This window comes from Epibacterium ulvae (genome assembly GCF_018678075.1).
Taxonomy (GTDB): Bacteria; Pseudomonadota; Alphaproteobacteria; order Rhodobacterales; family Rhodobacteraceae; genus Epibacterium; species Epibacterium ulvae_A.
In genome coordinates this window covers 230,966-244,270 of record NZ_JAHHIR010000035.1, presented here as the reverse complement: position 1 = coordinate 244,270, position 13,305 = coordinate 230,966, and the positions used below count along the sequence as shown (strand labels likewise).

Sequence of the window (13,305 nt, the reverse complement as noted above, 5' to 3'; positions counted from 1 at the left end):
TCCGCTATGGGCCGTCATTACAATGCGTTGCCATGCTCAACATCTTCCCAATGCCTATTTACCGCTAGCTTAGCTGCTCTCCGACGAATTTCGTCAATTTGAACCGGACAAAAATCCCATTGATCCACACCGACATTCACACTGTTGCGTGTGCCAGGCCATTGATCATGAACATGGCCGAAGAGCTGTAACGCGTCGTCGCGCGCACCATCCCACGTAATCATGGGATAGTGACAAAGAACCAATTTCTGCGTTCCATCGGCAACCCTAGCGATATCTTCGACACTCTCCCACGGTAGAGAAACTATCGCCTCATCGTCATGATTACCCAAGATCAGATGTTTACGACCTGGTAGGCCGTGAAACCAACTTTCAAATTGAGAACTGCTCTGACTCTGGCCGAAGGCAAAATCGCCAACAACCCACAGGTCATCATCCGGTTGTACGCGAGATTGAAAATTGCTGATGATCTTCGCGTTCATCTCAGCCACCGATGCAAAAGGCCGCTTACAAAATTCGATTATGCGTTTGTGACCGAAGTGGAGATCAGCCGTGTACCAATTTGCCATCTGTTGCTCTCTAAAGTTCAGGTCACAATAAGCTCGAAGGCGTTGCTAGCAAGTCCAACCGTGTAATTTGGTTAAATTTCAACACTATGCCCCAATTTGTGGAACTACATTATGCAAAAATGGAAAATCTATGGGCCAATTCACAAAAGCGCAGCCTGTTATCAGCCACACTTCGAATGGCCGCAGCTTGCACATGTCATGCAGCCTTCGACCATTTGCAGGGTGAACTCTCCACACGAGGGACAGGCTTTGCCAGGGCGTTGATCCAGGTTTACGACCTCGGCCTGTGGGTCAGATTTCAACCCCATGCCCTCGCCTTCGATAAATTCGATTTTGACCATATGCGTCTCAATCACACCACCGATGGCTGCGAGGATCGACGGGATGTATTTGCCTTTGACCCAGGCACCACCGCGCGGATCAAACACCGCTTTCAGCTCTTCCACCACAAAGGACACATCGCCGCCGCGACGGAACACGGCTGAGATCATCCGCGTGAGCGCAAGCGTCCAGGCGTAGTGTTCCATGTTCTTGGAGTTGATGAAGACCTCGAACGGACGACGGTGGCCGCCCATGATGATATCGTTGATGGTCAGATAGATCGCATGTTCGGAATCCGGCCACTTCAGCTTGTAGGTGGAGCCTTCCAGCGATTGCGGACGATCCAGCGGCTCGGACATATAGACGACCTCTGCGCCTTCCGCCGATTGCGGTGCCTCAGCCCCCTCGCCCGGTGCTTTCTCGGAGCTCTCCGAGACGGACAGAACCGAACCGGTCACGTCGTTGGGACGATAGGTGGTGCAGCCTTTGCACCCCTGATCCCAGGCCTGCATGTAGACGCCCTTGAAGTCATCAAAGGAGATGTCCTCAGGGCAGTTGATCGTCTTGGAAATCGAACTGTCGATCCATTTCTGCGCCGCCGCCTGCATCTTGACGTGGGCTGCGGGTGCCAGGGTCTGTGCGTTTACAAAATAGTTGGGCAACTTTGCGTCGGCACCGAACTTTTCGCGGAACATTTTGACGGCGTAATCAACCACTTCCTCTTCCGTGCGGCTGCCATCTTTTTGCAGAACCTTCCGGGTATAAGCATAGGCAAAGACCGGCTCGATCCCGGAAGAGACGTTGCCCGCATAAAGGCTGATGGTGCCAGTGGGCGCGATTGAGGTCAGCAGCGCGTTGCGGATACCATGTTCGCGAATGGCGTCACGGACGTCTTCATCCATGTTCATCATATTGCCGGACGCCAGATATTTCTCGGCATCAAACAGCGGGAACGCACCCTTTTCCTTGGCCAATTCCACCGACGCCAGATAGGCGGCGCGGGCGATCGCGTGCAGCCAGAGATCCGTCTGACGCGCCGCTTCGTCGGTGCCATATTCCAGCCCCAACATCAGCAGTGCATCCGCCAGGCCCGTGACACCCAGGCCGATCCTGCGCTTGTTCTTGGCTTCCTGTGCTTGCGCCTCCAGCGGGAATTTGGACACGTCTACCACATTGTCCATCATCCGCACGGCGGTCGCGACCAGCTCCTGCATCGCGACGGGATCCAGCTCGGCGTCTTTCTCAAACGGGTTGCTCACCAGACGCGCCAGGTTGATCGAGCCCAGAAGACAAGCACCATAGGGCGGCAGCGGCTGCTCACCGCAGGGGTTGGTTGCACAGATATTTTCGACGTAGTTCAGGTTGTTGGCCTTGTTGATCCGATCGATAAAGATCACACCCGGCTCAGCATAATCATATGTCGCCTGCATGATCTTGTTCCACAGATCGCGCGCCTGAACCGTTTGATAGACCTTGCCGCCAAAGGTCAGCTCCCAAGAGCCATCCGCCTTGACCGCTTCCATAAAGTCGTCGGTCACCAGCACTGACATGTTGAACATGCGCAGACGTGCAGGGTCGGATTTCGCCGTGATAAAGTTCTCGATATCCGGGTGATCACAGCGCATGGTCGCCATCATCGCACCCCGACGGGAGCCCGCAGACATGATCGTGCGGCACATCGCGTCCCACACATCCATGAACGACAAGGGACCCGAGGCATCCGCCGCCACGCCTTTGACGTCCGCACCGCGGGGGCGAATGGTCGAGAAGTCGTAGCCGATGCCACCGCCCTGCTGCATGGTCAGCGCAGCCTCTTTCAGCATGTCGAAAATACCACCCATGCTGTCTGGCACGGTGCCCATCACAAAACAGTTGAACAAGGTTACCTGACGCGCGGTGCCGGCACCGGCGGTGATACGACCTGCGGGCAGATACTTGAAATCTTCCAACGCGCCATAGAACTTCTCCTCCCAGGCCGCAGGATCCGTCTCAGCGCGTGCCAGATCGCGCGCGATGCGACGCCAGCTGTCCTCGACCGTGACATCGATCGGGCTACCGTCAGCCTCTTTGAAACGGTATTTCATATCCCAGATCTGTTCGGCGATGGGGGCAGCAAAGCGGGTCATACAGCGGTTCCTATGAATCAGCGGACGGGGGTTGGTGACGGCGTCGATACTACAGTCTTCACAAAAATCTCAACGTGGAAAATGATGCCGGTTAGGATTTTCTTGAGTATTGTAACACAAGACCTTGTCTCCACCAAATGCTGACCTACAATATAGAGCCATTACTTGGGACGACTCTGTGGGGAAGCTGTGGATAAGACTGTCAATCTCGTAAAGCTCTCTGTGGGCACAGAAAGCGTGGAAACTTTAGTCGATTGGCAAAGCCTTCATGCGGCGCGCTGGCCGGACGGGTTGCCGCGCCATGTGACTCGCATGTGGCCCAAACGCGAGGCCGAGATTGTGAATGGCGGTTCGATCTATTGGGTCATCAAAGGTCAAATCCAATGTCGCCAGCGTATTCTCCGGATGGAGGAGGTCTTCGGCGAGGATCAGCTACGCCGCTGCGCTATCGTTTTGGAGCCGGAAATCCACGCCACCCAGACCGCCCAGAAACGACCCTTCCAAGGCTGGCGCTATCTCAAAGTCGAAGACAGCCCCGCCGACCTGACAGGTGCACGTCGCGAAGAAGAGCCCTTACCGCCTGAATTGTCACAGGCTCTGGCGGAAATTGGCGTCATCTGATCTGTTTTCGCGCAGCGTGACAGGATTTTGCGGTATCCTTGGGCTGTCTTCACCCAACGGGACCCATACGCATGCCCCTCGCCCTTTATACATTTGGCCTGTTTCGCACCCCTGCCGAGGATCCGGCCAATGACGGGTTTTACGCGCTAAACGATTTGGTGTTTGATGAGGTCGACGCCGCCCCCGGCCTGATCGCGCGGTCGGGCTATGCGATGGATGATGGCACCACGCCCTGGGGCGCAGAGATCTATCCCCCTTTTTACCAGGAACGCGGTGATGGCTGGTCTCCAGCGACCTTGTCCCTGTGGGAAGATCTGGAGTCGATCCTGGCCTTCACCTATGGCGGCTTGCACAAAACTGCGGTGAAGCGGGGCCACGAATGGTTTCAAAACGGCGATTGGCCACCGCTGGTTCTGTGGTGGCACCGGTCGCCGTCGCCCTACCCCACATGGGCCGAAGGGGTAGAGCGCTACATGAAACTCCATGCCACTGGCCCGACGGCTGAAGCTTTTAGCTTCAAAACCGCCTTTGATCCTGCAGGCGCGGCGCTACAGATCGACAGTGTTCGGGTGCGGGCCTTGAAACGCGAAAGCCCAACCTAAAGCCCTGCGCTGACCGCGTCCCACAACTCCTCGACCGGCTCCACGCCAATCGACAAACGGACAAAGCCGGGATCAACCGCATCTCCCCAACGGGCGCGCCGCTCGGCCGACGTATGGATCCCGCCAAACGATGTCGCGGGTCGGATCAAGGGGCATGTGTTGATGAAGGCTTCAGCCGTCTCCTCATCGCTTAAGGTCAGACCAATCAGGAAGCCAAACTGCGCGCATTGCGCTTTGGCCAGATTATGCGCGGGATCCTGCGGCAGACCGGGATAGCGCAGGCGTGTCAGGGCCGGATGATCGGCGAGACGCGCGGCAATAGTTCCGGCGGTGCTGCACATGCGATCAAAACGCACCTCAAGCGTCTCTAGCCCGCGATGCAACAACCAGGCGGTATGGGCACCGGGGATCGACCCCGACAGCATGCGCCAGTTTTCCATCGCCGCGATCAAGGCGGGATCCCGGCTGGCCACATGCCCCGCCAGCAGATCAGAATGCCCCCCCATGCATTTGGTGTCAGACGAGACCACGATATCGACACCTAGATCGAGGGGACGTTGCCCAAGCGGCGTCAGGGTCGTGTTGTCGGCGATGGTGATGCCACCCGCCGCACGTACCTCAGCCGCGACAGCGGCCAGGTCGATCATGTCGAGCCCTGGGTTTGAGGGGGTCTCGACAAACACCACGTCAAAGCCTGCAAAACCGCCTGCGCCGAAATTCGCAGTGGCGCGTTCTTCGATGGTCACACCCAGGGGCGCCAGAAAGGTCTCGGCCAGACGGCGGGTGGCGTAATAGCCATCGGATGGCAATAGCAGGCGCATCCCTGCCCGCAGCGTCGCAAAAAACGCCGCAGAGATCGCCGCCATGCCCGAAGGGAACAGCAATGCCGGCGCCCCTTCCAAGGCAGACAAAAGCGCCTCGGTCTCGCCCCAGGTCGGATTGGTTGCGCGCCCATAGAAATCTGAGCCATCCGGCTGTCCCGGCAGGTGGAACATCGACGCCGTGGTGATTGGCGGTGCGATGGCGGTGCCCTTGTCCAAGCTTTGACCGCGTTTGTGCAGCAATGCGCCGGGTTGCAGGAGGGGATAAGATTTGGGCGTGTCAGGCATCGGCGCGTTCCTTGGAGTAAGAGCCAAGGGAGCCAGACGTGGTGCAAAATGGCAAGAGGTTTCCTGCCGTGTAGTGCGCCATTGCGATTTACGAGCGTGCCAAAGGCTCCCGCCCCGAGATTGGGCCTTAACAGGCCCGGCCTCGCGTTGGGCGTGGCCCGCGCTGACGCGCGGGCGGGTGGCGGACCTGGCTAGCCTTGCAGCATATCGCGGAAGGTGTTGAGCGTGGCTTTGTCCGCTGCGTCATAGGGCGCGGTGCGGCTGCGCCACAGGGTCGCCTGGGACTTGAGCACCAGACCATCGCCGAGAATTTTGAGGTGGTTGGCGCGCAGGGTTTCACCGGTTGAGGTGATATCCGCGATCATCTCAGCCGTTTCGTTTTTGACCGTCCCTTCGGTAGCGCCTTGGCTGTCCACCAATTGGTAATCCGCGACCCCGGCATCGGTCAGAAACTCACGCACCAACCGGTGGTATTTGGTGGCAATCCGCAGTCGATGACCATGGGTGGCACGGAAACGTGCGGCCACTGCATCCAGATCATCCAGCCCTTCGACATCAATCCAGAACTGTGGCACGGCGAGGATCAGATCCGCGTGGCCAAAGCCAAGCGGCGCGATCTCTTCGACCTGTTGTTCCCAGCGCGGCAGTTTTTCTTGAACCAGATCGGTGCCCGTGACGCCCAGGTGGATCCGGCCGGCCGCCAGCTCCCTCGGGATTTCACCTGCGGACAGGAGCACAAGCTCCACCCCATCAATCCCGTCAACACGACCGGCATATTCGCGATCCGACCCCGTGCGCGACAAGGTCAGTCCGCGTTTGGCAAACCAGTCAAAGGTCTTTTCCATCAACCGCCCCTTGGAGGGCACACCCAGTTTCAGGCTCATTGTGCGTCCTCCTCAAGCAGAAGCATCAGATCAGGGCGCAGAACCCCTCCGACCGCAGGAATTTCATCGCCCTGCCCCAGATGCCGGGTCAAGGCGTCATAGCGGCCGCCTGTGGCAATCGCAGGCAAGTCCGGACGTTGGTTCGCATAAAAGCCAAAAACAAACCCGTCGTAATATTCCATCGAGGTGCGCCCATAAGAGGCATCGAATTCAAGCGCCTCCACGTCAATCCCGCGGGCACGCAAGGCTGCGACCCGCGCATCCAACCGGTTCAGCGCCGGTGTAATGGACGGCAGGTCCACCGCAACATCGCGCAATTGCTCCACCGCAAAGGGGATGGTTTCGCGCACAGCCAGCAGAGTTTCCAGCGCCAGGATCTCATTCTCGGAAATCGGCGGCAGTGCTGCATCCGCGCGCAATGCGGCCACGCGGTCATCAATATCTGCAGCCCGGCGTTTGCCGATGTCCGGGGCCGATGCGGAAATCGCCCCATCAGTAGACAAAAGTTTCAGGCGATGTTCCGGTACGGGCACACGCCCGGAGAAACGATCGAGCAGCGCCTTGAACCGGCGCGGACGCCAGATGTGGCGCATCAGGGCGGCTTTGCGCAGCTCAGACGTTTTGAGCCCCTGAACAGCGGCCAGCAAAATGCCAATATCGCCGCAAGCCGCGCGCACCGGAAGGGCGCGCATCTGCATGGAGATCAGGGCAAAAACCTCGGCATCGGCGGCGGCGGGGTTGTCGCGGTCAAAGACCTCATAGCCGACCTGCACATATTCGTTGGACCGGTCGGGATCCTGTTCCTGGCGGCGAAACACTTCGCCCGCGTATGTATAGCGCGCAGGCTCTGCCCCCTGTCGCATATGCATCTCGACCACGGGAACGGTAAAATCCGGGCGCAGCATTTGTTCACCGCGCAATGCATCGGACGTCACATAGGCGCGGGCACGAATGTCCTCACCATAAAGATCCAGCAGGGTTTCCGCCGACTGCAGCACCGGCGGTTCAACTACCTGCGCCCCGGCGGTTTCAAATGTCATCCGCAACCGCTGGGCGCGGGCGAGAATTTCAGACGGGTTGGCCATGGTTACAGGTCCTGACTGTCGAGGATTTCACGCACCTTTGCCACCAGATCGCTGCGCGCGACGGTGAACTGGCTAGGGCGTTCCTTCCATTCTTCCAAAGTGGCGTTTTCAGCGATCTTGGCACCGAGGATCAGATCCTTGATCTGGATAATCCCTTGCGCCTTTTCATCACCACCCTCGATCACCGCAATCGGCGAGTTGCGCTTGTCCGCATATTTCAGCTGGTTGCCGAAGTTTTTGGGATTGCCCAGATACACTTCGGAGCGGATGCCTGCGGTGCGCAGCTCTGACACCATAGCCTGGTAATCCGCCATCCGGTCGCGATCCATCACGGTGACCACAACGGGGCCTTTGGGCGTGGTGGCAAGACGCCCCTTTTCGCGCAAGGCCGCCAATAGACGGTCCACACCGATGGAGACGCCCAAGGCGGGAACTTCCTGCCCGGTGAAGCGTTTGACCAGCCCGTCGTAACGACCGCCACCCGCAACAGACCCAAACTGGCGCTTACGCCCCTTTTCATCGAGGATCTCAAACGTCAGCTCGGCCTCAAACACCGGTCCGGTGTAATAGCCAAGGCCGCGCACGATGGACGGGTCAATCAACACACGATCCGGACCATATCCAGAGGCCGCAAGCAGTTCCGCAATCTGTTCCAGCTCGCCAATGCCGTCCTGGCCGACTTTGCTGTCGCCAACCGCGTTGCGCAGATTGGCCATGGTGCCGGCCACATCGTCCGCCCTGGAGGTCAGGAAGGCAATCACCGGATCCGCCTGTGCGTCATCCAGACCCACGCCATCGATAAAGGCACCCGACGCGTCAAGACGCCCTTTGGTCAGCAGCTCACGCACACCGGCCTCGCCGACTTTGTCGAATTTGTCGATGGTGCGCAGCACGTCGTCGCGTTTGGGATCATCCTCGGCAAGGCCCATGGCCTCCAACACACCGTTGAGCACCTTGCGGTTGTTGACGCGCACCAGATAGTCACCGCGCGGAATGCCCACGGTTTCCAGCGTGTCAGACAGCATCATGCAGATCTCGGCATCTGCCGCCATCGACGCGGTGCCAACCGTGTCCGCATCACATTGGTAGAACTGGCGATAACGGCCCGGTCCCGGCTTTTCATTGCGCCAGACCGGCCCCATCGCATAGCGGCGATACGGCGATGGCAGATCATTGCGGTGCTGGGCATAGACGCGCGCCAAAGGGGCGGTCAGGTCATAGCGCAGCGCCATCCAGTCGCCCTTGTCGTTCTCATCCGCTTCCTGCCAGGCAAAGACGCCCGCATTGGGACGGTCGACATCTGGCAAAAAACTGCCAAGCGCCTCAACCGTTTCCACAGCAGAGCTTTCGAGCGCGTCAAACCCGTAATGATGGTAAACACCCGCGATGGCCCGCAGCATCTCAGTGCGTTGGGTCACCTCTTCACCAAAATAGTCACGGAACCCTTTTGGCGTTTGCGCCTTGGGGCGGGGCTGTTTCTTGGCTTTGGCCATAGTGGCCTCCTCGCAGGTGTTGTTAGGTTACGACCGGCGGAATAGCCCATGCGCCCCTGCGCGGCAAGGCAGAGCATGTGAGGTTTTCCGCCGCGCCGCCAATGGCACGCAAAAACGGGAAACCGCCCGACCCTGTTTTGGGAGCCGGACGGTCAAATCTTTCCGCGTCTAAATCGAGGGTGCGCGCTTATGCGACCTGATCAAACGACGCCGGTGCCGACATATTTCCGCCGCCGTCTGCCGGCAGTTGGAAGTCCTGAACCATGCCAGCCAGAGCCGATGCATCAGAGGCCAGCAAGTGACCCGCAGCTGTGGTTTCTTCCACCATGGCCGCGTTTTGCTGGGTCACCTGATCCAACTGGGTCACACCCAAATTGATCTCATTCAGACCGGTTGATTGCTCGGAAGAGCCGTTTGCAATGTCTGACACCAGTTGCGAGATATGGTTCACCTGATCCACGATCTTGTTGAGCGCATCGCCTGCACTGCCGACCAGATCCACACCTTGGGTGACTTGACGCGAACTTTCACCGATCAGCTCTTTGATCTCGGTCGCGGCATCCGCAGAACGTTGCGCCAGCGCCCGCACTTCCGATGCAACCACCGCAAATCCACGACCCGCTTCACCGGCACGCGCGGCTTCTACACCTGCGTTGAGCGCCAGAAGGTTGGTCTGGAAGGTGATGTCATCGATCACACCGATGATCTTCACAATGGTGTCGGACGATTCCTGGATCTCGTGCATTGCGTTGACCGCGTTTTGCACCACAACACCGCTGCTTTCGGCTTCTTTGCGGGCGTCGACCATGATGCCTTCGACACGACGTGCACCTTCTGCGGAAGATGTTACCGAAACGCTCAGCTCTTCTAGCGCAGCGGCGGTTTCTTCCAACGTTGCCGCCTGGCTTTCGGTGCGATGCGATAGATCATCTGCCGCCTGGCTCACTTCGGAGGCACCGCTTTGAATACTGGCAGAGGCTTGCACCACCTGTTCCAGAGAGTTCGCCAAAGTGCCCAGCGTGTGATTGAAGCTTTCGCGCAGCGTCTCATATTCTGACGGGAAGGCCGAGTGAATGGTGCAGGTCAGATCCCGGTCCGCCAACATCCGCATGCGCTCCGACAGTTTCTCGATCACCGTGACACGATCACGTTCCTTCTCCTGCAGAATCTGTTCGGCATCGTGCAGTGATTTCCGTGTCATTTCCATAGCCCGGCTGAGGTCACCCATTTCAGTCTGAGCGTCAACATATGTGGGGCGGAAGTCGAATTCCTTGCGCGCCAATCGGTCTAGATCGTCCTGAACCGTGCCGATCTGAGTGTTAAAGGTCTTGAGCAGCTTCAAACCCAGAACAACGCAGACACCGCCAGAGATGAGGATCAGAACGCTGTCGATAATGACACCCATCAGCGCGCCGTTTCTTGCGTCTTCCGCTTTGCCGAGCAGAATTTGCGCCATATCCTCTTCGATTTCATGCATGTAATCGAACCATTCGGTCGCCAGCGCATACCATTGCGATCCATTCATATAGGGTCGCGCGACATTGGGTCCCTCGCCCTCGGCCTTGTAGATCACGTCTTTCAGGCCAATTTCCTCGGCGTGGTGTCCCAATTCCAGTCCGGGAATATATTCACTCAGCACGGATTGCGCCCGATGCAGCTGTTCGAATTCAGCAGCGCCATAGGCCACAAAATCATGGTAGTCCTTCAACGACCCGCCACCTTCGGCGAAAACCGCCATGCCAGCCGCGCGTTGCTTGGCGGCCGCTTCTTTGGCCAGATCCAGCGCAACAATACCCGAAGAGATATTCACCAGTTCCGAGTTCTGTTGGTGGAGCAATTCCGCCGCAGCCTCATCCAGCAAGGCTACAATGGCTTCTGAAAACGCGTGCTTGACCTCGCGGCCTGCGATAGTGCGGTTGTCGACCTTGGTCCGAACCTCGGCGAGGTCCATGTGGGCTGCAAGGATCGATTTGGCCAGATCATGAGTCAGACGGATATCTTCGTCGACTTTGACGCGGGTCTTGGTGAGTTTCTCTCTGAACTCGGTTGAACCGCCGTTCAGGTAACCCACACTTTGGCCACGCTCCAACTGCAAATAGTGAACAAGATCGGCAATCATCAGCGCTTCATGGCTGGTTTCAAGCGTTTTGCGGGCACCCATGTAGTCCCGAAAATCGCCGAATACTTTGAGGCCACCAATAACTAAAAGGGCCACCATCGGTACAGCTATCAGCAGCTGCACAAAAGATCGTAATTTCATTTTCAACATCCCCTGTTGAACTCGTATACAGTCAATTTAGCGCCGCTCTTCAGGCACATCTCTCGTTCTTGTTTTCGAGACAGCATTGCATTTGACTGCCGAGTTCCGAGACCCCATCAACAGGGTCCCCCCATCCTCAAAAAACCAAACGAATTGGCGACCACCATTTGGTTCCAGTAAAAAGTGATCTCCGGACAACATATTCCGAAAGTCTTTCGATGCGCTTAAAGGCGCGCAACCCTCTGTAAATCCACGGGGCTACGCAAAACGTCGCGGGGAGCATTCGCACGAAGATGGTTAACCAAAAAAAAATCGGCCTCCAAAACGGAAGCCGATTCGCAAATTTTTCACGGTAGCTTTGTGGCGCTTACAGACCGATGTGGGTGCCCAGGGCTTCCATATCAGCCAGCAGCTTGGCCGCATCGCTGACCAGATCGTGCTGTTCGTTGTCCACAGCGTCCTTGTGCGCGGAGCGTGCCTCTTCAATCAGCACGTCCAGTTGCTCACGGGTCAGCTCACCTGTGGGGATCGCTTTTTCAGCTAAGACCGACAGGCCCTCAACGCCGATTTCCGCAAACCCACCGGTGACCACATATTCCGAGTTTCCTTCGGGGCTTTCGACCTTCAGGAGACCCGGACGCAGTGTGGTGATGGTCGGCGCATGCATCGGCATAGCCGTCATGTCACCTTCCGCGCCAGGGATCAGAACCGCGGTCGCCTTGAGCGAAGCTAGGCTTCGCTCGGGGCTCACGAGGTCAAATTGCATGGTGTCAGCCATCGGGGTACTCCTTAGGCCGCTTCAGCAGCCATTTTTTCGGCTTTTGCGAGCACTTCATCGATGCCGCCAACCATGTAGAAGGCGCCTTCGGGGAGGTGATCGTATTCGCCAGCAACAACCGCTTTGAACGACGAGATGGTGTCTTCCAGTTGAACCTGAACACCGTCAGAACCGGTAAAGACTTTTGCCACGTCAAACGGCTGCGACAGGAAGCGCTGGATCTTACGCGCACGGGTCACGGTCAGTTTGTCTTCTTCTGACAGTTCGTCCATGCCGAGGATCGCGATGATGTCTTGCAGCGACTTGTAACGCTGGAGGATCTGCTGAACCTCGGACGCCACTTTGTAGTGCTCTTCGCCAACGATCTGCGGGTCCATCAGGCGCGACGAGGAGTCGAGCGGGTCAACGGCCGGGTAGATGCCCAGCTCAGAGATCGCACGGTTCAGAACAGTTGTCGCGTCAAGGTGCGCAAAGGTTGTCGCAGGCGCCGGGTCAGTAAGGTCATCCGCGGGAACGTAAACAGCTTGGATCGAGGTGATCGAGCCGTTCTTGGTTGACGTAATACGTTCCTGCATCGCACCCATGTCGGTCGCCAGCGTTGGCTGGTAGCCAACCGCCGAAGGAATACGGCCGAGCAGAGCCGATACTTCGGAACCCGCTTGGGTGAAGCGGAAGATGTTATCAACAAAGAACAGAACGTCGGAGCCAGATTGGTCACGGAACTGTTCCGCCAGGGTCAGACCTGTCAGAGCAACACGTGCACGCGCTCCGGGAGGTTCGTTCATCTGGCCGTAAACCAGCGCAACCTGCGAGTCTTCCAGGTTATCTGGTTTGATAACGTTGGATTCGATCATCTCGTGGTAGAGGTCGTTCCCTTCACGGGTCCGCTCACCAACACCCGCGAACACGGAATAACCCGAGTGTACTTTTGCGATGTTGTTGATCAGTTCCATGATCAGAACGGTTTTACCAACGCCCGCACCGCCGAACAGACCAATTTTACCACCTTTTGAGTAAGGGGCCAGCAGGTCGATCACTTTGATGCCGGTTACCAGAACTTCCGACGCCGTCGACTGTTCCGCGAACTCAGGCGCGTCTTGGTGGATTTCGCGGGTTTCGGTAACCTTCAGCGGTTCACCTTCATCCACGGGCTCACCCACAACGTTCAGAATACGACCCAGGGTCGCGTTCCCAACGGGGATGGTGATCGCAGCGCCGGTATCGACGACTTCTTGACCGCGAACCAAACCTTCGGTCGCATCCATCGCGATGGTACGAACGGTGTTTTCACCCAGGTGCTGGGCAACTTCCAGAACCAGTTTCTTACCGTTGTTTTCGGTGGTGATGGCGTTCAGGATCGCGGGCAGTTGGTCGTCGAACTGGACGTCTACAACGGCGCCGATGATCTGGGTCACCTTACCTTTTGCATTTGCCATTTTATGGTCTCCGGTTGTCTT

11 protein-coding genes are annotated in these 13,305 nt (G+C 57.7%); 2 read left to right on the top strand and 9 right to left on the bottom strand.

All coding sequences use genetic code 11. From position 1 onward, the window contains the following. Positions 1–17 precede the first annotated feature (17 nt). Complete coding sequence (locus KMP13_RS10430) at positions 18–569, bottom strand: metallophosphoesterase (RefSeq protein WP_215265787.1); 552 nt, start codon at positions 567–569, stop codon at positions 18–20. 161 nt (positions 570–730) lie between these two features. Further along, positions 731–3,016, bottom strand: a complete 2,286-nt coding sequence (locus KMP13_RS10425) for an adenosylcobalamin-dependent ribonucleoside-diphosphate reductase (protein WP_215265786.1) — start codon at positions 3,014–3,016, stop codon at positions 731–733. 189 nt (positions 3,017–3,205) lie between these two features. On the opposite strand from KMP13_RS10425, the gene KMP13_RS10420 reads away from it, so the two are divergent. Beyond that, positions 3,206–3,637 carry a DUF1489 family protein gene (locus KMP13_RS10420; RefSeq protein ID WP_215265785.1) on the top strand — a complete coding sequence of 144 codons (432 nt, stop codon included), beginning with the start codon at positions 3,206–3,208 and terminating at the stop codon, positions 3,635–3,637. A gap of 71 nt (positions 3,638–3,708) precedes the next feature. After that, positions 3,709–4,239 (top strand): DUF3291 domain-containing protein, encoded by a 531-nt coding sequence (locus KMP13_RS10415; protein ID WP_215265784.1) that lies wholly within the window; start codon positions 3,709–3,711, stop codon positions 4,237–4,239. On the opposite strand, the gene KMP13_RS10410 is transcribed toward KMP13_RS10415, so the two are convergent. From KMP13_RS10410 to atpD, 7 genes are all read right to left on the bottom strand, one after another. Beyond that, complete coding sequence (locus KMP13_RS10410) at positions 4,236–5,348, bottom strand: cystathionine gamma-lyase (RefSeq protein ID WP_215265783.1); 1,113 nt, start codon at positions 5,346–5,348, stop codon at positions 4,236–4,238. The genes KMP13_RS10415 and KMP13_RS10410 overlap by 4 nt on opposite strands. A 191-nt stretch (positions 5,349–5,539) precedes the next feature. After that, positions 5,540–6,232: an ATP phosphoribosyltransferase gene (hisG, locus tag KMP13_RS10405; protein ID WP_215265782.1), complete on the bottom strand. Its 693-nt coding sequence runs from the start codon at positions 6,230–6,232 to the stop codon at positions 5,540–5,542. Then, on the bottom strand, positions 6,229–7,317 hold the full coding sequence (locus KMP13_RS10400) for an ATP phosphoribosyltransferase regulatory subunit (RefSeq protein WP_215265781.1): 1,089 nt from the start codon (positions 7,315–7,317) through the stop codon (positions 6,229–6,231). Before KMP13_RS10400 ends, hisG begins: the two co-directional genes overlap by 4 nt. Positions 7,318–7,319: 2 nt before the next feature. Then, the gene (hisS, locus tag KMP13_RS10395; RefSeq protein WP_215265780.1) at positions 7,320–8,810 is read right to left on the bottom strand and encodes a histidine--tRNA ligase; all 1,491 of its coding nucleotides are present in this window, start codon (positions 8,808–8,810) and stop codon (positions 7,320–7,322) included. Positions 8,811–8,997: 187 nt separating this feature from the next. Further along, a complete protein-coding gene (locus KMP13_RS20475) occupies positions 8,998–11,070 on the bottom strand; it encodes a methyl-accepting chemotaxis protein (RefSeq protein ID WP_251363787.1) in 2,073 nt (690 codons plus the stop codon). Between the two features lie 367 nt (positions 11,071–11,437). Continuing rightward, positions 11,438–11,848, bottom strand: a complete 411-nt coding sequence (locus KMP13_RS10385; protein WP_215265779.1) for a F0F1 ATP synthase subunit epsilon — start codon at positions 11,846–11,848, stop codon at positions 11,438–11,440. An 11-nt stretch (positions 11,849–11,859) separates the two neighbouring features. Then, entirely contained in the window at positions 11,860–13,284 is a 1,425-nt protein-coding gene (gene atpD, locus KMP13_RS10380; protein WP_215265778.1) for a F0F1 ATP synthase subunit beta, read from the bottom strand. Between the last annotated feature and the right edge of the window lie 21 nt (positions 13,285–13,305).

What these genes read in the sequence shown, in the direction of transcription:
- atpD (WP_215265778.1), bottom strand. Translation starts at nt 13,284, where the DNA reads ATGGCAAATGCAAAAGGTAAGGTGACCCAGATCATCGGCGCCGTTGTA.
- KMP13_RS10425 (WP_215265786.1), bottom strand. Translation starts at nt 3,016, where the DNA reads ATGACCCGCTTTGCTGCCCCCATCGCCGAACAGATCTGGGATATGAAA.
- hisS (WP_215265780.1), bottom strand. Translation starts at nt 8,810, where the DNA reads ATGGCCAAAGCCAAGAAACAGCCCCGCCCCAAGGCGCAAACGCCAAAA.
- hisG (WP_215265782.1), bottom strand. Translation starts at nt 6,232, where the DNA reads ATGAGCCTGAAACTGGGTGTGCCCTCCAAGGGGCGGTTGATGGAAAAG.
- KMP13_RS10415 (WP_215265784.1), top strand. Translation starts at nt 3,709, where the DNA reads ATGCCCCTCGCCCTTTATACATTTGGCCTGTTTCGCACCCCTGCCGAG.
- KMP13_RS10430 (WP_215265787.1), bottom strand. Translation starts at nt 569, where the DNA reads ATGGCAAATTGGTACACGGCTGATCTCCACTTCGGTCACAAACGCATA.
- KMP13_RS10385 (WP_215265779.1), bottom strand. Translation starts at nt 11,848, where the DNA reads ATGGCTGACACCATGCAATTTGACCTCGTGAGCCCCGAGCGAAGCCTA.
- KMP13_RS20475 (WP_251363787.1), bottom strand. Translation starts at nt 11,070, where the DNA reads ATGAAATTACGATCTTTTGTGCAGCTGCTGATAGCTGTACCGATGGTG.
- KMP13_RS10400 (WP_215265781.1), bottom strand. Translation starts at nt 7,317, where the DNA reads ATGGCCAACCCGTCTGAAATTCTCGCCCGCGCCCAGCGGTTGCGGATG.
- KMP13_RS10410 (WP_215265783.1), bottom strand. Translation starts at nt 5,348, where the DNA reads ATGCCTGACACGCCCAAATCTTATCCCCTCCTGCAACCCGGCGCATTG.